Annotated in this window: 16 protein-coding genes and 1 pseudogene; 8 read left to right on the top strand and 9 right to left on the bottom strand. The window is 65.5% G+C overall.

What is annotated here, in order from left to right:
- Positions 1–202: 202 nt before the first annotated feature.
- The 4 genes from glmU to V7Q53_RS16630 all read left to right on the top strand — a co-directional run bounded on the left by glmU (position 203) and on the right by V7Q53_RS16630 (position 5,166).
- A complete protein-coding gene (gene glmU / locus V7Q53_RS16645; protein ID WP_333829822.1) occupies positions 203–1,552 on the top strand; it encodes a bifunctional UDP-N-acetylglucosamine diphosphorylase/glucosamine-1-phosphate N-acetyltransferase GlmU in 1,350 nt (449 codons plus the stop codon).
- Between the two features lie 2 nt (positions 1,553–1,554).
- Positions 1,555–3,372: a glutamine--fructose-6-phosphate transaminase (isomerizing) gene (glmS, locus tag V7Q53_RS16640; RefSeq protein ID WP_333829821.1), complete on the top strand. Its 1,818-nt coding sequence runs from the start codon at positions 1,555–1,557 to the stop codon at positions 3,370–3,372.
- A gap of 46 nt (positions 3,373–3,418) precedes the next feature.
- Complete coding sequence (locus tag V7Q53_RS16635) at positions 3,419–4,129, top strand: DNA alkylation repair protein (RefSeq protein ID WP_333829820.1); 711 nt, start codon at positions 3,419–3,421, stop codon at positions 4,127–4,129.
- Between the two features lie 107 nt (positions 4,130–4,236).
- Positions 4,237–5,166 carry a class I fructose-bisphosphate aldolase gene (locus V7Q53_RS16630; RefSeq protein ID WP_333829819.1) on the top strand — a complete coding sequence of 310 codons (930 nt, stop codon included), beginning with the start codon at positions 4,237–4,239 and terminating at the stop codon, positions 5,164–5,166.
- Positions 5,167–5,213: 47 nt separating this feature from the next.
- Here the strand turns inward: V7Q53_RS16630 and V7Q53_RS16625 are convergent, their stop codons facing one another.
- A complete protein-coding gene (locus V7Q53_RS16625; RefSeq protein WP_333829818.1) occupies positions 5,214–5,789 on the bottom strand; it encodes a DNA-3-methyladenine glycosylase in 576 nt (191 codons plus the stop codon).
- 17 nt (positions 5,790–5,806) lie between these two features.
- Positions 5,807–6,223, bottom strand: coding sequence for a secondary thiamine-phosphate synthase enzyme YjbQ (locus V7Q53_RS16620; protein WP_333829816.1), 417 nt, complete (start codon positions 6,221–6,223; stop codon positions 5,807–5,809).
- A 124-nt stretch (positions 6,224–6,347) separates the two neighbouring features.
- Here V7Q53_RS16620 and V7Q53_RS16615 point away from each other — a divergent pair, with 124 nt between their 5' ends.
- The gene (locus tag V7Q53_RS16615) at positions 6,348–6,605 is read left to right on the top strand and encodes a PepSY domain-containing protein (protein ID WP_333829814.1); all 258 of its coding nucleotides are present in this window, start codon (positions 6,348–6,350) and stop codon (positions 6,603–6,605) included.
- Positions 6,606–6,724: 119 nt separating this feature from the next.
- Here the strand turns inward: V7Q53_RS16615 and rpoD are convergent, their stop codons facing one another.
- Complete coding sequence (rpoD, locus tag V7Q53_RS16610; RefSeq protein ID WP_333829813.1) at positions 6,725–8,710, bottom strand: RNA polymerase sigma factor RpoD; 1,986 nt, start codon at positions 8,708–8,710, stop codon at positions 6,725–6,727.
- 84 nt (positions 8,711–8,794) lie between these two features.
- Complete coding sequence (gene dnaG / locus V7Q53_RS16605; protein ID WP_333829812.1) at positions 8,795–10,789, bottom strand: DNA primase; 1,995 nt, start codon at positions 10,787–10,789, stop codon at positions 8,795–8,797.
- Between the two features lie 103 nt (positions 10,790–10,892).
- Here dnaG and msrB point away from each other — a divergent pair, with 103 nt between their 5' ends.
- Complete coding sequence (gene msrB, locus V7Q53_RS16600) at positions 10,893–11,402, top strand: peptide-methionine (R)-S-oxide reductase MsrB (protein WP_442954445.1); 510 nt, start codon at positions 10,893–10,895, stop codon at positions 11,400–11,402.
- A 949-nt stretch (positions 11,403–12,351) separates the two neighbouring features.
- Here the strand turns inward: msrB and V7Q53_RS23435 are convergent.
- The 4 genes and pseudogenes from V7Q53_RS23435 to ygfZ form a co-directional block, all read right to left on the bottom strand.
- A pseudogene (locus V7Q53_RS23435) lies at positions 12,352–12,610 on the bottom strand (DUF4167 domain-containing protein); the annotation flags it as partial.
- 241 nt (positions 12,611–12,851) lie between these two features.
- Entirely contained in the window at positions 12,852–13,703 is an 852-nt protein-coding gene (prmC, locus tag V7Q53_RS16590) for a peptide chain release factor N(5)-glutamine methyltransferase (RefSeq protein ID WP_333829810.1), read from the bottom strand.
- A complete protein-coding gene (gene prfA / locus V7Q53_RS16585; RefSeq protein ID WP_333829809.1) occupies positions 13,700–14,755 on the bottom strand; it encodes a peptide chain release factor 1 in 1,056 nt (351 codons plus the stop codon). Before prfA ends, prmC begins: the two co-directional genes overlap by 4 nt.
- Before the next feature lie 195 nt (positions 14,756–14,950).
- Positions 14,951–15,760: a CAF17-like 4Fe-4S cluster assembly/insertion protein YgfZ gene (gene ygfZ / locus V7Q53_RS16580; RefSeq protein WP_333829823.1), complete on the bottom strand. Its 810-nt coding sequence runs from the start codon at positions 15,758–15,760 to the stop codon at positions 14,951–14,953.
- 177 nt (positions 15,761–15,937) lie between these two features.
- Between ygfZ and V7Q53_RS16575 the strand changes: the two genes are divergently transcribed.
- Together V7Q53_RS16575 and V7Q53_RS16570 are read left to right on the top strand one after the other, a co-directional pair.
- Positions 15,938–17,164: a pyridoxal-phosphate-dependent aminotransferase family protein gene (locus tag V7Q53_RS16575; protein ID WP_333829808.1), complete on the top strand. Its 1,227-nt coding sequence runs from the start codon at positions 15,938–15,940 to the stop codon at positions 17,162–17,164.
- 188 nt (positions 17,165–17,352) lie between these two features.
- The gene (locus V7Q53_RS16570; protein ID WP_333829807.1) at positions 17,353–17,991 is read left to right on the top strand and encodes a DUF3592 domain-containing protein; all 639 of its coding nucleotides are present in this window, start codon (positions 17,353–17,355) and stop codon (positions 17,989–17,991) included.
- Positions 17,992–18,005: 14 nt separating this feature from the next.
- Here the strand turns inward: V7Q53_RS16570 and V7Q53_RS16565 are convergent, their stop codons facing one another.
- Positions 18,006–18,437, bottom strand: coding sequence for an Lrp/AsnC family transcriptional regulator (locus V7Q53_RS16565; protein ID WP_333829806.1), 432 nt, complete (start codon positions 18,435–18,437; stop codon positions 18,006–18,008).
- Between the last annotated feature and the right edge of the window lie 144 nt (positions 18,438–18,581).

The following is an 18,581-nucleotide window of genomic DNA, read 5'->3' as shown; positions in this document are numbered from 1 at the left end:
CCTCTTGGCCTTGCGGCCAATTCACCCCCCAGCGTATTTCCGGCAAGATGAAGGGGGCCGGAACGCACCACCCCAGGCGGCCACTTTTCCGCTGCGGCGGCCTCCCGCCAATGTTTCAGCCTGTCATGCCTTGTGATTCGCCACCAACTTGCAATGGCGTAGCCTTAGGATAGAACGGGCGGGAAATCTCAAGGACATGTGCATGCCACTTTCGCTCGTCATCCTGGCCGCCGGACTGGGCAGCCGTATGAACTCCGACCTGCCCAAGGTGCTGCATCCACTGGGCGCCGCACCGCTTCTGGCCCATGCCATGCGCGCCGGGGCTGCCCTGGGGCCTGAGCGCGTGGTCGTGGTCACCGGCCACGGCGCGGCAGAGGTCGCGCAAGCCGCGCGCGCCGAGAACCCCGAGGCGCTGATCGCCCATCAGGCGGAACAGCTGGGCACTGCCCATGCCGTGGCGCAGGCGCGCGAGGCGCTGGCCGGTTTTTCGGGCGATATCATCGTGCTCTATGGCGACACACCCTTTGTCAGCCCTGAGACGCTGGAAGCGGTGGTTGCCGCGCGCGGGCGCCACGGGGTGGTCGTGCTGGGTTTTGAAGCCGCCGATCCGGGGCGCTATGGCCGGCTGGTCACGCAGGACGGGACACTGGAACGCATTGTCGAATACAAGGATGCGAGCGCTGAAGAACGCGCCATAACGCTTTGTAATTCAGGTGTAATCTGTGCCGATGCCGCGCTTCTGTTCGACCTTGTTGACGGGGTCGGCAATGCCAATGCGGCGGGCGAATACTATCTGACCGATATCATCGATCTGGCCCGCGCGCGCGGCCTGACGGCGGGGGTAGTCGCCTGCAGCGAAGCCGAAACGCTTGGCATCAATACCCGTACCGAGCTGGCCGGGGCGGAGGCCGTCTTTCAGGCGCGCGCCCGGGCCGAGGCTTTGGAAAACGGGGTGACCCTGATCGCGCCCGAGACAATTTTTTTCGCGCTGGATACGGTTATCGGCCGCGATGCCGTGGTGGGGCCGAACGTGATTTTCGGCCCCGGCGTGACCATCGAAAGCGGCGCCGAAATCCGCGCCTTCTCGCATCTGGAGGGCTGCCATGTCAGCCGCGGCGCGGTGGTGGGCCCCTTCGCGCGGCTGCGCCCCGGTGCGGAACTGGCCGAGGATGTGCGCGTCGGAAACTTCGTCGAGATCAAGAACGCCATTCTGGATGAGGGCGCCAAGGTGAACCATCTGTCCTATATCGGCGATGCCCATGTAGGCGAGCGCGCGAATGTGGGTGCGGGCACGGTCACCGTCAACTATGATGGCGTGATGAAGCACCGCACCACAATCGGCGCGCGGGCCTTCATCGGCTCCGGCTCAATGCTGGTGGCGCCGGTGCAGGTGGGAGCCGAGGCGATGACGGCCTCCGGCTCGGTCATCACCGGCGATGTTCCCGACGGCGCGCTGGCGCTGGGGCGCGCACGGCAGGAAAACAAACCGGGTCTGGCGCGGCGGTTGCGCGCGCGACTGCTGGCGCTGAAAGCAAACAAGAGCGAGGGCTGAAAATGTGCGGGATTGTCGGAGTGCTGGGCACACATGAAGTTGCCCCGCTGATCCTTGAGGCGCTCAAACGGCTGGAATATCGCGGCTATGACAGCGCCGGGATCGCCACCATCACCAACGGCACGCTGGACCGCCGCCGCGCGGTGGGCAAGCTGGTCAACCTGTCGGACCTGCTGGTGCATGAACCGCTGACCGGGAAATCCGGTATCGGCCACACCCGCTGGGCCACGCATGGCGGGCCGACCGTGGTCAATGCCCATCCGCACCGCTCGGGTGGGGTGGCGGTGGTGCACAACGGAATTATCGAGAATTTCAAGGCGTTGCGGGCCGAACTTGCTTTGGCCGGACTGGTCCATGAGACCGAGACCGACACCGAAACCGTCGCCCTGCTGACGCGCCATTACCTTGATCAGGGCATGCCGCCCGTCAAGGCTGCTGCCGCCACGCTGTCACGGCTGGAGGGGGCATTCGCACTGGCCTTCCTGTTCGAGGGCGAGGATGACCTGATGATCGGCGCGCGCAAGGGCTCACCGCTGGCGGTAGGCCATGGGGACGGCGAGATGTATCTGGGGTCGGACGCCATCGCGCTTGCCCCCATGACAAACCGCATCACCTATCTGGAAGAGGGCGACTGGGTAATCCTCACCCGCGGCGGCGCCGAGATATTCGACAGCGAGGGGCGCCGCGCCAACCGCCCCGTGGCCCAGATCCGCATTGATCAGACACGGGTCGACAAGGGCGGCTACCGCCACTTCATGGCCAAGGAAATTGCCGAACAGCCCGGTGTTCTGCATGCCTCGCTGGGCTTTCATCTGGCGCCGTCGGGCAAGGCGCTGGCGCTGCCCGAGGGTATCAATTTCGCCAATTGCGACCGGGTTACGCTGGTGGCCTGCGGCACTGGCTTCTATGCGGCGCAGGTGGCGAAATACTGGTTTGAGCAGCTTGCCCGCCTGCCGGTGGAGGCCGATATCGCCTCGGAATACCGGTATCGACAGCCGGTCTTTTCCGACAAAGGGGTGGCGATTTTTGTCAGCCAGTCGGGCGAGACCGCCGACACGCTGGCCGCGCTGCGCCATGTTCAGGGCCATGTGGCGCGCACCATCGGCGTGGTCAATGTCGCCACCTCGTCGATCGCGCGCGAAACCGATGTGGCGCTGCCGCTCCTTGCCGGGCCGGAAATCAGCGTGGCCTCGACCAAAGGGTTCACCGCCCAGTTGCTGGTGCTGCTGCTTCTGGCCCTCAAAGCGGCGCAGGACCGGGGCACGCTGACCCCTGAGCAGATCGAAGCGCATCTGGAGACCCTGCACACCCTGCCCGGCCTGATGCGTCAGGCCCTTGACCGCGAGGAAGAGATCGAGCGGATCGCCCACACGCTGGCCGAAGCCCGCGATGTGCTCTTCCTTGGGCGTGGAACGATGTTTCCGCTGGCGCTGGAAGCCGCGCTGAAGCTCAAGGAAATCAGCTATATCCACGCCGAAGGCTATGCTTCGGGCGAGCTGAAGCATGGCCCCATCGCTCTGATCGAAAAGACCATGCCGGTGGTGGTTCTGGCACCACGCGACAGCCTGTTCGAAAAGACCGTGTCGAACATGCAGGAAGTGATGGCGCGGCAGGGTCAGGTACTGCTGATCTCCGACGCCGCCGGGCTGGAGGAAGCGGGCGAGGTCTGGCAGAGCGTGTCGCTTCCCACCGTCCCCGAGCTGATCGCCCCGATGATATATGCGGTGCCTGCCCAGCTTCTGGCCTATCACGCGGCACTGGGGCGCGGGACCGATGTTGACCAGCCGCGCAATCTGGCCAAATCGGTCACGGTGGAATAAGGCAAAGCCGGGGGCGACAGGCTCCCGGCATGACCGAGGCCCGCCAATGACTGACGCCACCGCGACTGACGCCACCGGCACTGAGACCGCGCTCGCCGCCCTGCATGCCCTTGCTGACCCGCAAAAGGCCACCGAGATGCAGGCCTATCACAAGACCGGGCGCCCCTTTCTGGGGGTTCCGGTGCCGCAGATCGAGGGGCTGGTGAAGGAATGGCGCGCAGCCTGCACGCTGGACGAGCGGCTGGCGCTCGCCTCAGGCCTGTGGGACAGCAATATCCACGAGGCCCGTATCGCCGCCGCCAAACTGCTGTTGCAGGCCCGCATCCGCCCCGATGACAGCGCCGCATGGGCGCTGATCGCGGGCTGGGTGCCCGAATTTGACAGCTGGGCCATCGCCGACCATGCCAGCATCGCCGGGGGCAAGCGGCTGATGGCCGACCCCGCGCGCCTTGATCAAGTCGAAGGCTGGACAACCGATGCCAGTATGTGGGCCCGCCGCGCTGCGCTGGTGATGACCCTGCCCTGGACCCGCCTCAACCATCCCAAACCCGCCGATCTGGCGGTGCGCGAGCGGGTTCTGGGCTGGGCCGAGGGGTATCTGGATGACAAGGAATGGTTCATCCAGAAGGCCATCGGCTGGTGGCTGCGCGACCTGTCACGCCATGACCCCGCCCGCGTGCGCGACTGGCTGGAAGCGCATGGCGCGCGCCTCAAACCCTTTGCCCGGCGCGAGGCGCAGCGCCATCTGGGGGAATGAACCCCTGAAATTCGACCTGTGAGCGATAACGCCCGGGCTTCGCCATTGCCGTGCCGCATTTACCCAACTATCCCTGTGCCAAATCATGCCACCAGAGGAGCCCGCCGATGCGCGCGACGAGAACCGTTCAGAAAATCCTTTCCAATTACGAAGGCGAAACCCCGGGCGTGAAGGCCAATCTGTGCCGGATGCTGATGCAGGGCAAGCTGGGCGGCACTGGCAAGATGATCATTCTGCCCGTCGATCAGGGGTTTGAGCATGGCCCGGCCCGCACCTTTGCCGCCAACCCCGCCGCCTATGACCCGCATTACCACTTCCAGCTGGCGCTCGATGCCGGGCTGAATGCCTATGCCGCACCCCTCGGCATGATCGAGGCCGGGGCCGACACCTATGCAGGCCAGATCCCCACCATTCTCAAGGTCAATTCGGCCAATTCGCTGCTCTCGGATACGGCGGGCAAGAATCAGGCGATCACCGCTTGCGTGGATGATGCGCTGCGGCTGGGCTGTGCGGCCATCGGGTTTACCATCTATCCCGGCTCGGATGCGCAGCTTGAGATGTACGAAGAGATTTCCGTGATGCGCGAAGAGGCGGCGCGCAAGGGCATTGCCACTGTCATCTGGTCCTACCCGCGCGGCGAGGCGATCAGCAAGGACGGCGAGACGGGTATCGACGTAGCCGCCTATGCCGCGCAGATCGCCGCTCTGCTGGGCGCGCATGTCATCAAGATCAAGCTGTCCACCGACCACCTGATGCTGCCTGAAGCCAAGAAGGTTTATGAGGCCGAGGGGATTGATATCGCCACGCAGGCCGCGCGGGTGCGTCACTGCATGCAGGCCAGCTTCAACGGCCGCCGGATCGTGGTGTTCTCGGGCGGGGCCAAGAAGGGCGCCGATTCGGTCTATGACGATGCCCGCGCCATTCGTGACGGCGGCGGCAACGGCTCCATCATCGGGCGCAACAGCTTCCAGCGCCCGCGCGATGAAGCGCTGGCGATGCTGGGCAAGCTGGTGGAAATCTATCGCGGCAAGGCCTGAGGGTTTCTTGCCTTTTGTCAGGGGCGGCGTTCCGGCGCCACCCCTTTTTATGCGCGGGCGGCCGGGAAAGCGCGGCTGAGAAAGGCTGACCCTTTGAGGCCAAAACGCCACGGCCAGTCCGCCGCCCGGGTAATGCCGATGCGCGGGCCAGCGATCACCTCGGCAGGCTCACCCGCGTAAAAGCCGAAATCCGGCCGGTCAAACGCGGCGTGGTTATCCTGCAATCCGATCCCCAAGGCCTGCCCCAGCCGCCCCGGCCCCGTGGTCAACAGGCGCGGGCTGTCGGTGCCCCGGCGCGCTGCCATCTCGCCCAGCCCCAGCCCCGGCGCGAGCGCGCGCAGCAGCACTGCATGGCCCGGCGCGCAGACCACGTTCAGGCACCAGTGAATCCCGTAGGAGCGATACACATAGGCCCGCCCCGGCGGTCCGAACATCGCCGCGTTGCGCTTCCCGGGGCCACGGACGCTGTGCGAGGCAGGGTCATCCGGCTCATATGCCTCTGTCTCGGTGACGATACCGCCGCAGCCGCGCACCATCAGCACCGCGCCGATCAGTTCCGGCGCAACAGTGCTTGCAGACCGGTCGAACCAATGCGCGGGATGGATATTTGCCTGACCTTTCAATTCTTTGCCCATTCGCGTCAGCGCAGCATCGCAACCACGCTGCGCCGGTGCGGCGCGCGGCGATGCTCGAACAGAAACACCCCTTGCCATGTGCCCAGCGCCATCTTTCCGCCAAGCACCGGAATTTGCAGCGAAACCGGCAGGAGTGCCGCCTTGATATGGGCGGGCATATCGTCCGGCCCTTCGCTGGTATGGCGCAGATATTGCATCGCCCGGTCATCAGAGGGCGGGACCAGCCGATGGAAATATTCCATCAAATCGCGCGGCACATCCGGGTCGGCATTCTCCTGAATCACCAGACTGGCCGAGGTGTGCCGGATGAAAAGGGTCAACACCCCCTCTGCCGCCGCATCACGCTTCAGCCAGTCCGCAATCTGCGGTGTGATGTCATAAAGGCCGGGGCCTGAGGTCGGAATGGTAAAGAGCGTATGCATGGCACAAGCCTAGCGTGCCCCGGCAGCGGCCGGAAGGGTACCACCGGCAAAAACCCGCCACCCTTTGTTGAAGCCCTGCCCGCCGCGCCTAAGTTGTTCAGGTATCCATCAAACGGAGATCCCGATGAAAAAAGCTCTTGTCCCGCTTGCCGCTGCACTGGCCCTGCTCGCCGCCCCGGCGCTGGCTGACCGCCCGCCCACGCTGGAAGAACGCGAGCTGATCCAGACCGCGTTGATCGCCGAAGGCTTCGTCAGCTGGAAGGAAATCGAATGGGATGATGACGGCTACTGGGAGGTTGACGATGCCCTCACCGCCGAGGGCGTGGAGTACGACCTGAAGCTCAGCGCCGAATTTCAGATCATCGAGCGTGAGCGCGACTGAGCCAGCGCGACTGAGCCCCGGATCTTCGGACAACCGGGAAGCACGAAACAGAATCCCACCGCAAACCGAAAAGGCGCCCAAGAGGGCGCCTTTTTAATCAATGACTTAGGCCGCGTTCTTCACTGATCCAGGAAGCTGCGCAGCTTGCGTGAACGTGAAGGATGCTTCAGCTTGCGCAGTGCCTTCGCCTCAATCTGGCGGATACGTTCGCGGGTCACCGAGAACTGCTGCCCCACCTCTTCCAGCGTATGATCGGTGTTCATGCCGATGCCAAAGCGCATCCGCAACACCCGCTCTTCACGCGGCGTAAGCGAGGAAAGCACCCGCGTGGTGGTCTCGCGCAGGTTCTCCTGAATGGCCGAATCCAGCGGCAGGATCGCGTTCTTGTCTTCGATGAAGTCGCCAAGCTGGCTGTCTTCCTCGTCGCCAATCGGCGTTTCCAGCGAGATCGGCTCTTTGGCGATCTTGAGAACCTTGCGCACCTTGTCCAGCGGCATCTGCAGCTTTTCGGCCAGCTCCTCGGGCGAGGGTTCGCGGCCGATCTCGTGCAGAATCTGACGCGAGGTGCGCACCAGCTTGTTCATCGTTTCGATCATATGCACCGGGATACGGATGGTGCGGGCCTGATCGGCGATGGAGCGGGTGATCGCCTGACGGATCCACCATGTCGCATAGGTGGAGAATTTATAGCCGCGGCGGTATTCGAATTTATCGACCGCCTTCATCAGGCCGATATTGCCTTCCTGAATGAGATCAAGGAATTGCAACCCGCGGTTGGTATATTTCTTGGCGATCGAGATCACCAGCCGAAGGTTGGCCTCGACCATTTCCTTCTTGGCTTGACGGGCCTCTTTCTCGCCCTTCTGCACCTGCTGCACGATGCGGCGGAATTCCGAGATATCGACGCCAACATAATGGCCGACCTGCGCCATGTCGTTGCGCAATTCTTCGATCTTGATGCCGAAACGGTCAAACAGCGTTTCCCAGCCGCGCCCCTTGTTGCGCGCCATGCGGTCACACCAGGTGGGGTCCAGCTCATAGCCGCGGTATTCGTCGATGAATTCGCGCCGGTTGACGCGGGCCTGATCGGCCAGTTTCACCATCGCCGAATCGATCGCCATGATCTTCTTGTTGATCCCGTAGAGCTGGTCGATCAGCGCCTCAATGCGGTTGTTGTGCAGATGAAGCGAATTCACCAGTTCAACGATTTCCGAGCGCAGCTTCTGATAGGCGGCTTCCTGGCTGGCGGAAAAGCGCGCGGCTTCTTCCAGCGTGGCCTTCATGCGGTGGCGCTGCATGGCCGAAAGCTGCTCGTAATTCGCGGCGATCCGGTCCAGCGTTTCCAGCACACGCGGCTTGAGCGATGCCTCCATCGCGGCCAGCGACATGCTCGACTGGTCGAACTCGTCATCATCGTCATCGCCCGATGAGATGGGGTTGCCGTCGGCGTCCATCTCAGGCTCGGAGGATTTGCGCGGCTGCGCGGAAGCGGGGGCGGCGGCCTGCAACTCTTCGGCGAAAGAGCCGTTCTCATCGCCGTCAAGCGCGGTGCCAAAGGTCGCGTCAAGGTCGATGACCTCGCGCAGCAGAACATCCTCGGACAGAAGCTCGTCGCGCCAGATGATGATCGCCTGAAAGGTCAGCGGGCTTTCGCACAGGCCCGCGATCATCGTGTTGCGGCCGGCCTCGATGCGTTTGGCGATGGCAATCTCGCCCTCGCGGCTCAGCAGTTCGACCGAGCCCATTTCACGCAGATACATCCGCACCGGGTCATCGGTGCGGTCCAGCGCCTCGGCGGAGGTGCCTGCGACAACAAGCTCCGTCGCGCCCGATGCCGGGGCATCGGGGACGACGGCTTCTGCCTCATCCGTCTCTTCTTCTTCGACGACGTTGATGCCCATTTCCGAGAGCATCGACATCACATCTTCGATCTGCTCGGACGAAACCTGATCGGAGGGCATCACCTGATTGAGCTGCTCATAGGTGATGAAACCCCGTTCACGGGCAGCGGCGATCATCCGCCTGACAGAGGCCTGGCTCATGTCGAGGGTGAATTCGCTGTCCTGTTCTTCGGTTTTCGTGTCGTCGTTTTCTTTGGCGACCATGGGTCCTCCGGCCGAAGGCGGTGATTCGAATCTGTTCAGATGTAGCGACTCGCCGGGGCGAATCACAGGGGTTGTCGGCTCTTTTTACTGATTCGGGCGCTTCTTAACCCAAATCTGCGAATCAATAAGGCTTTGCAGGTGATTTGACAGGCTGGCGCGGTCCTCGCCAAGGTCGGTGGTTTCCTCCAGCCGGGACTTTCCGGCGCGTTCGACCGCTGCGGCGGCCTGCCCCAGCCGCCAGGTCAGCCCCTCATCGGGCAAATGCTCAAGGTCGTTCATGGCCTCGGCAATCTCACGGCGGGCGGCGCGGCGAGCGGCAAGGATCGCGAAATCCTCAGCTATGCAATTGGCCACAAAGGTCGGATCAGCCCCGGGTTTCAGCAGGGGCGCAATAGCGATGTGGGGGCGCGCCATAAGTTCGTCAAGGGCCGCCCCGCCGCGCGCCGCCAGTTCCGCGCGCCCGGGAAGCGGGGTTTCATGCGCCGCATCAAGCAGGATCGCCAGCAGCGCGCGGTGCTCGTTGCGCGTGGGCTCATGGCGGAAGAGTTCATCCTCAAAGCGGATAATCTGGTCAGGGTGGGTAAACAGCGCCGCAAGGATCAGCGCCTCGCGCAATTCCTCCTCCACCTGTTCAGAGGCGGCGGCGGCGGCCAGAAGCGTGCCGCGCGTCGAGGCCAGCGGCGCGGAAGAGAAGGCGCCGCGCCCCGGTTTGCGCCCACCGTCTCGCCCCGTATCGCGCCCGCCCGGGCGGAACGGGCCGGGCCGGAACGGGCCAGGCCGGGCACCGCCCCCCGCCGTGGCGAACAACTCTCGCCGCAGGTTGCGGAACTCGTCGGTGTAATGGTTGCGCAGCACCGGATCGGTGATTTTCTGCAACAGTGCGCGCAGACGGCGGTCCAGGGCGGCGCGGCGCTCCGGGCTGTCAAAGACCTGCCCGGCGATCTCGCGCTCCCACAGCAGCCGCGCCATGGGCACCACGCGCTCCAGCACCGCGCGCATCGCCCCCGCGCCGCCGGTGCGCAGCACATCGTCAGGGTCCTGACCCGCGGGCAACAGCGCGAAACGCAGCCCCTGCCCCGCCGCCAGCAGCGGCAGCGCCAGATCGGCCAGCCGCTGACCCGCGCGCAGCCCCGCCGTATCGCCGTCCAGCGCGATCACGGGTTCCTCATGCAGCCGCCACAAAAGCCGCAACTGTTCCTCGGTGATGGCAGTGCCAAGGGGGGCGACCGCCCCTTCAAACCCCGCGCCCACCAGCGCGATCACGTCCATATACCCCTCCGCCACGATGAGGGGCGCGCCCTTGCCCATCGCCGCACGGGCCGGGCCGAGGTTGTAAAGCGTGCGGCCCTTGTCGAACAGTTCAGTCTCGGGCGAATTGAGGTACTTGGCGCGCGCGCCTTCGGCCATGGCGCGGCCACCAAAGGCAATGCATTGGCCGCGCGCATCGCGGATCGGATACATGATGCGCCCGCGAAAACGGTCATAGGGCGCGCCGCCGTCATCCGGGCGCGCGCAAAGCCCGGCATCAATGATCAGATCGGGCGCCACCCCGGCAGAGGTCAGATGGGTGTAAAGCGCCTGCCGCTGGTCAGGGGCGAAGCCCACGCCGAATCGCTCGCGCTGCGCCTCTGACAGGCCGCGCCGGTCCAGATAGGCGCGGGCATCGGCCGCCGCCCCGCCATTGAGCTGCATGCGGTAGTAGCGCGCCGCCTGCTCCATCACCGCCGCCAGTTCGCTGCGCCGGTCGGCGCGTTTGGCGGCCTGCGGGTCGCGCGCGGGCATCGGCATGCCCACCTCGCGCGCCAGCGTTTCCACGGCCTCCATGAAGCCCATATTCTCGGTTTCACGCAGGAAGGTCAGCGCATCGCCCTTCGCATGACAGCCGAAACAGTAATAATATCCCTTGCGATCATCGACATGGAACGAGGCCGAACGCTCCTGATGAAACGGGCACGGCGCCCAGAAATCACCCTTGCCGGTGTTCGATTTGCGCATATCCCACGACACCTTGCGCCCCACGACCTGCGCGATCGACACGCGGGAGCGCAATTCATCAAGGAAGCCATTGGGCAGGGACATGGGTATTTCCGATATGGCGGTGACGCGGTTGTGAGCGGGTTCATGTGGAAGGGCAGCTAAGGTGATATAGGTTCTAGCGCAGTTCAGGGCAAAGGAGAACGCGATGATCTCTCGGCGGGCATTCACAATCGGCGCGGGGCTGGCCCCGCTGGGACTGGCGGCGGCTCTTGCGCCGGGATGGGCGGCGCGCGCCGAAACGCGCTTCGAGATCGAACTGAGCGATGCGGAATGGCGCGAGCGGCTGACCTCGGCGCAATATGCGATTCTGCGTGATCATGCGACCGAACGCGCCTTCACCAACGAGCATCTGGGCGAACGTTCACCCCTGTTGAACGAATCACGCGCCGGGAATTACACCTGCGCGGGCTGCGATCTGCCAGTGTACCGCTCCGAGACCAAGTTTGACAGCCGCACCGGCTGGCCCAGCTTCTGGGATGCGATCGAGGGGGCCGTAGGCACCAAGGACGATTACCAGCTCATCTTCATCCGCCGGACCGAGGTGCATTGCGCGCGCTGCGGCGGGCATCTGGGCCATGTATTTGAAGACGGCCCCCCGCCGACCGGCCTGCGCCATTGCCTCAACGGGCTGGCGATGAATTTCGTGCCCGACTGAGTGGCAAAGCCTGTGGCTGAAAGGCGGGTGCGGAAAGGCCGGGGCCGTCTAGCCTGATCTGAAGCGGCACTGTCACAGAAGAGAACGCCCTGACCAGATGGTCAGGGCGTTCTCCTATAGTGTTGCCGTGGCAATGAAAGTTCCGGTTATTCCGCCACTTGCGCGGCGTCGCCGCCTTGTTCAGGCGCGTCGCCCTCAGCCTTGGGTTTGCGCGGTGCGCGGCGCGTGGCGGGTGCGGCGCGGGGCTTGCGCGGCTTGGCCGCGGGCTTGCCTTCACCCACCGGCTCTGCGGAAGCCTCAGCCACTGCGGGGGGCGGTGCCTGCGTCTCATCGCGCTGCACGGCGTCAGTTGCGGCGGGGGCTGCCTGTGCGGCTTCAGCGGGCCTGGGTGCTTCAGCGCGCGGAACCGGGGGCTTTTCGCTACGCGATTCCGGGGTTTCGACAAGCATCGACTCCCCGTCTTCACGGGCGGGCCGGGTTTCGCGCGGATCGCTCAGGTCACGCTGCTGCCGCGCCGGGCGGCGCTCGGGCCGGTCCTGACGTTCGGGGCGATCCTGGCGCTCAGGGCGTTGTTCAGAACGTTCCTGACGCTCCGGGTGTTCGGGGCGCTCTGCGCGTTCGGGGCGGTCGTCACGGCGGCTGACGCGGCGGTTGCCACCACCCTCCGCCGGGCGCTGTTCATTCTGACGCTCGCCAGCCCGCTCGTTGGGGCGGTCATTCTGGCGATCATTCTGGCGATCATTGGGCCGGTCGTTCTGGCGATCGCCGCCCCGGTCATTCTGGCGGTCGTTATTCTGGCGATCGTTATTCTGCCGGTCATTCTGGCGCTCACCATTCTGGTAATCGCCGGAATCCCCGCCATCCTGCCCGCTGTCCCCATCATCGCGCTGGTCAAAGCGGCGGTTCTGGTTGGGCATGTTATTGCCCTGTTGCGGCTGGCGCGTCTCGGCCTCGCGGACCATTTCGCGCTGCGCTTCGCTGAGCATGCGCAGGTAGTGCTCGGCATGCTGCAGGAAATTCTCGGCAGCGACACGGTCGCCCGACAACTGCGCATCTCGCGCAAGCACGAGGTATTTGTCGATAATCTGCTGCGGCGTACCGCGCACCTTGCCTTCGGGCCCCGAACTGTCAAACACACGGTTGACAATATTGCCCAAAGGCTTGGGACGGTTCGACTTTGAACGCGAACGTTTATTCGATGATCTCATCAGGTCTGGTTCCGGCCTTGGTCGGGACTATGGACCCGCGCGGCGCCATCTTGGCGCGACACTTCGGGTCTGACGCGGGTAGATTGTGCGACACGGTCACAGTTGCTGATAGAGGCGCAACCTGTCCGGGCACCAGAGGGAATAATCATGCCGGACGCCTGCACACAACCCTGAATCGGCGAATACTCTCCGGAAAGTGACTGTTTGTGCTGTATCGTTGCGAAAAAAGCATAAGTTTCCGTTAACGCTTCACGCTTTTCGCGCTGACAACGCGGGGCCGGTCGTCAAAATCGCGCCGCAGCGCGATGTCGCCGAACCCCGCATCGCGCAGCAAAGCCGATACCGCATCGCCCTGCGTGGGCCCGATCTCCAGCAGGATGCGCCCGCCCGGTTGCAGATAGGCCCCGGCACTGGCGGCGATGCGGCGATAGGCGTCCAGCCCGTCACCGCCGGGGGTCAGGGCCAGCGCGGGCTCCCAGTCGCGGGTTTCGGGTGCGAGCACCTGCATCTCATCGGCGGCAATATAGGGCGGGTTGGAGACGATCAGGTCAAAGAGGCCGGAGACCTGCGCGAACCAGTCCGATTGCCTGAGTGCCGCCCGCCTTTCCAGCCCCAGAAGCCCGGCATTGGCGCGCGCGACACTCAGGGCGGCGGGCGAGATATCCACGCCCAGCCCGGTGGCCGCAGGGCGTTCGGCCAGCAGACTGAGCAGGATCGCGCCAGACCCGGTGCCCAGATCAAGCACCGATGCAAAGGGCACCTCAAGCGCGGCCGCGACCAGAACCTCGGTCTCCGGGCGCGGGTCGAGCACATCGCGGGTAACCCGGAAGCTCCGGCCCCAGAACAGACGGGTGCCGGTGATCTGGCTGACCGGCTGCCGGCTTTCGCGCGCGGCAAGGGCAGTGACAAAACGACGGGCGGCATCCGGTGCAAGCGGCTCGTCGAGGTGCAGAAGCAGGCGGTCGGGCGCAAGACCCATCGCATGGGCCAGCAACAGGCGGGCGTCGCGCGCCGGGTCCGGCACCTGCGCCGCCCGCAGGCGCGGCACTGCCCCGGCCAGCGCGCTGCGCCCGGTTTCGCCCGGGCTGCTCATGCCTCCAGCTCGGCCAGCTTCATCGCCTGATCATGGGCGATCAGCGCCCCGATCACCGGCTCCAGATCCCCGGTCATGATCTGCGGCAGGGCATAGAGCGTCAGGTTGATGCGGTGATCGGTCATGCGGCCCTGCGGGAAATTATAGGTGCGGATACGCTCTGAGCGGTCGCCGCTTCCCACCTGGGCGCGCCGGTCGGCGGCGCGGGCCTGATCCTGCTTCTGGCGCTCCATGTCAAAGAGGCGCGCGCGCAGCACCTCCATCGCCAGCCGCCGGTTCTGATGCTGTGACTTCTCGGATGAGGTGACCATGATGCCGGTGGGAAGATGGGTGATGCGCACCGCCGAGTCGGTGGTGTTGACATGCTGCCCCCCGGCCCCGGACGCGCGCATCGTATCAATGCGCAGCTCGCTCTCAGGAATGGCGAAATCCACCTCGGCGGCCTCGGGCAACACGGCGACGGTCGCGGCGGAGGTATGGATGCGCCCGCCCGATTCGGTCACCGGCACCCGCTGGACCCGGTGCACCCCGGATTCGAACTTGAGCCGCGCGAAAACCCCCTCGCCGCCCACCCGCATGACGGCCTCGCGCACGCCGCCCAGCTCGGTCTCGGCAAGGCTGATCAGATCGCAGGTCCAACCCTGCGCCTCGGCATAGCGCTGATACATGCGCAGAAGGTCACCGGCGAAGAGCGCGGCCTCCTCGCCGCCGGTGCCGGGGCGGATCTCGATGATGGCGGGGCGGTCATCGGCCATGTCGCGCGGCAGAAGCGCCAGTTTGAGATGGTGTTCCAGCGCAGGAACCTCAGCCTCCAGCCGTGCCAGCTCTTCCTCGGCGAGCGGGCGCATCTCGGGGTCGGCGCGCAGGGCTTCGGCCTCGGCGCGCTGATCAAGCGCGGCGCGCCAGGCGGCGATGGCACCCACCACGGGCTTGAGCTGGTCATATTCGCGCGCAATCCCGGCCAGCCGCGCCGGGTCAGCCCCTTCGGTCAGAAGGGCCTCAAGATAGCCGAAACGGCGGGTGATCTGGTCAAGCGTCTCGGTTGGAAGCATCCGCCGGGTTTGGCGCTCCGGCGCGCGCGCGTCAAGAGCCGTTACGGAAGGGGGCGCCGCCGGGTTTTTGCGCGCCTGTGATTCCGAAGAGGGGGCGCTGCCCCCGCCCCTTCTGCTGCGCAGAAGGGACTCCCCCGGGATATTTATTGAACAGATGAAAGAGAGGGGGCGCCGTTGCGGCCCGGATGACGGGGGTCAGGTGGTGGTGTTTGCGTCCTTGTCCCAATGCAGAACCGCCTGCTCCGCCTGCATCGCGCCCTCGGCGCGGTCGTGGCGCAGCCAGGCGAGGGCGCGGTTTCCGGCGCGGGTATGCAGCACGCCCGCGGCCTTGCCATCCGCGCTGCTGATCGGCGCGCCCGGTTCGGCGGCGCCCTCGATCACCACCCTGACCAGACCTTTGCGCAGTTCGGTCTTGTGATGCATCCGGGCGGTCACCTCCTGCCCGACATAGCAGCCCTTGCGGAAATCGACACCGGCAAGGCGCTCAAAACCCTGTTCAAGGATATAGCTTTCCCCCGGGACCAGTTCTGCCCCGGTTTCGGGCACACAGGCCTGCACCCGCTGCGCATCCCAGTCCACCGGGTCACCCTGCGTCAGCGCCTGGCCATAGAGCCGCCAGCCCATGGCGGGGTGGCGCGGGTCGCTCAGCGCCCCCTCAGGCGCCTGGCCGATGCCGCGCGTGACCGCCATCTCCACCCGTTCGATCGTGACTTTCGAGCGCAGGCGATACAGCGTCAGCCGTTTCATCAGATCCTCGGCCAGCGCCTCACTGGTATCGACAAGCACGGCATCCGGCTGTGCGATCAGAAAGAAATCGGCGAGGTACTTGCCCTGCGGGGTCAGCAGCGCCGCATAGACAATGCCCTGTGCGGCCAGCCGGTTCACATCATTCGTCACCAGCCCCTGCAGAAAGCTCAGCCGGTCAGGCCCGCTGACGCTGAGGATCGCGCGGCCCGGGGCGGGGGCGCAGCCCGTCCGGGCGGCGGTGTGGGTTGCGGGGTGCATATCGGTATCGGTCATGGGGGCCTCACCCTTGCGTCTTTGCCCGGATATAAGGCAGGGCGGCGCCTTTGGACAGGGGGCGCCCCCCTGCCCGCAGCCCCGGCACCGGCCGCGATTGACGCTGCCGGGGCGCCCTCCTAGAGTGCCGCCCTGATCATTCACATGTGCAGGAGTGCGCTCATGTCTCTCGCCCGCGGCCGCCCGTATCTGGCCATTCCCGGCCCCTCGGTCATGCCTGACCGCGTGCTCAACGCCATGCATCGCGCGGCGCCCAATATCTATGAGGGCGCGCTGATCGAGATGGTCGCCACGCTCTGGCCTGACCTCAAGGCGCTGGCCTGCACCCGCCAGCATGTCGCGCTTTACATCGGCAACGGCCATGCCGCGTGGGAAGCGGCCAATGCCAATGTCTTCAGCCGGGGTGACCGCGCACTGGTGCTGATCACCGGCCGTTTCGGCGAGGGCTGGGCAACCAGCGCCGAGGCGATGGGCGTGCAGGCCGAGCGGCTGGATTTCGGCCGTTCCGCCCCCATCGATCTTGACCGCGTGGCCGAGGCACTGCGCGCCGACAAGGCCCATGCGTTCAAGGCGGTTCTGGTGACGCATGTCGATACGGCCTCGACGGCGCGCAACGATATCGAAGGGCTGCGCCGGGTGCTGGATGATCAGGGCCATCCCGCGCTGCTGATGGTCGATTCCATCGCCTCCCTCGCCTGCGATACCTTCCGCATGGATGACTGGGGCGTGGATGTGCTGGTCGGCGCCAGCCAGAAGGGGCTGATGGTGCCGCCGGGGCTGGGATTCCTGTGGTTTTCAGAAAAGGCGCGCGCCACCACGCGCGGCAATGACCTGCGCACCCCATACTGGAACTGGGAGCCGCGCGCCTTTGCCGACGGCTTTTACCAGCATTTCTGCGGCACCGCCCCCACCCATCACCTGTTCGGCCTGCGCGAAGCGCTGGACATGCTGGTGCATGAGGAAGGGATGGAGGTCGTCTGGGCGCGCCATGCCACACTGGCCCGCACGGTCTGGGCAGCGGGCGCGGCATGGTCGGCGCAGGGCGCCTTCCGCCTGAACATCGCCGACCCGGCGGCGCGGGGCCATTCGGTCACTGCCATGCGGCTTTCGGGCGCCGACGGAGCGCGGCTTCGCCGGTGGTGCGAGCATGAGGCCGGCGTGACGCTGGGTATCGGGCTGGGCATGGCCGAGCCGGGCACCCCCGCCGCGGATGCCTTCTTCCGGCTGGCGCATATGGGCCATGTGAACGCACATATGGTGCTGGGGGCGCTGTCGGTGATGGAAGCGGGGATGGAGGCGCTGGGGATCGAGCATGGCAGCGGGGCACTGGCCGCTGCCACGGCTGAAATCGCGCGCCACGGGAAGGGAGAGATGCCGGGCGCGCGCTGAAGAAGCGCTGGCGCTGTCAAAGAGGTGCCCGGCACTCCCCGGGCGCTTGCGCTCTGCACCGCTTTTGCCGTTAAACTGGCGGCCAGCGGGATCAGAGGGCATGCGCAGTGACACAGGCAATGCAACGGCGCCATATCTCGTGGAGGCGGCTTTTCACACGGCATTTCATCTGGGCGCCGCTGATACCAATGCTGTTCGCACTGATTGCCGGCGCCATTGCCTCGCATGAGCTGCGCACGGCTGAGCTGCTGGATATCTACGGGATCGAGGCGACAGCCACCATCACCGCGCGCGACATCCGGCGCAGCCGCGACAGCGAGGGGAACGAGCGGGTCGAGTATTATGTCACCGCCCGCTTCCAGCCCGCCACCGGACCTGAGGTCACCACCCGCCACAGCGTCAGCCGCACCCGGTATGAGGCCCTGCCACCCGGCACGGAAACCCCGCTGCGCTATGTCGGCCATGACCCTGCGATCAGCGAGATCGAACCGGGGCGCGCCGCGCTGACGGGGCGGATTCTGGGCTGGCTGGCGGCGGCAGGCATGGTGGTGGCGCTGGGGATCGCGTTCTGGGTCGGGCGGCGCAAGGCCTCGCTTTTCCGGGCCGCGCGCCGTGGCGAGGTGCGTCAGGCGCGGGTTACGGGGCGGGTGGTGACCAACACCCGCATCAACGGGCACAGGCAGTACCGCCTGACATGGACCGATGCGGCCGGAAGCGCGGGGCGCTCAGGCCTGTTCAGGGCCGAAGTGCTGCCACCCGAAGGGTCGGTCATCGTGGTCTATGTGGACGGGCGCAGCGGGCGCGGCTGGTGGGAAGAGGAGCTTTGAGCAGGCGCGCAGGCTCAGGAGCTGCGGTCAAGTTTCGTGGACAGGTGGATCAGGCTTTCGGACGAGCGCACGCCGGGAATTTCGCCGATCACATCCAGAACCGAATCGAGCGCCGCCGTCGAGGCCGCGGCAACCAGCAACAGCAGATCGCAGCGCCCCGAGGTGGTGTTCACGCGCTCAACCTCGGGGATCGCCTTGAGCCGGGCCAGAATCGCCGGCTGATTGCGCGGCTCGACCATCAGCAACACGCTGGCGCGGATCAGGCTGGCGCGCGCGGCATCGCCCAGCTTGACCGTATAACCGGCAATGGCGCCTGAGCTTTCCAGCCGCTCAAGCCGCGACTGCACGGTCGAGCGCGCCACCTTCAGCCGCCGGGCCAGTGTTGCCAGCGACAGGCGCGCATCCATGGTCAGCTGCGCCAGAAGCGCCTTGTCGAGGTCATCCATGCAACACCTGCCAAAATAACGAATTGTTTGTCATAATAACCATGCTTTTCGTCAAATACAGCCTTTTGATCGGTGAATTTGTCACCTAAATGCGCGATCCTGTTCTACAGTGCCGGGACCGGCCCGGACACGATGAACAGCTTT

Source organism: Pararhodobacter sp., assembly GCF_036802785.1.
Taxonomy (GTDB): domain Bacteria; phylum Pseudomonadota; class Alphaproteobacteria; order Rhodobacterales; family Rhodobacteraceae; genus Pararhodobacter.
This window is presented reverse-complemented; position numbering and strand designations above follow the sequence as displayed.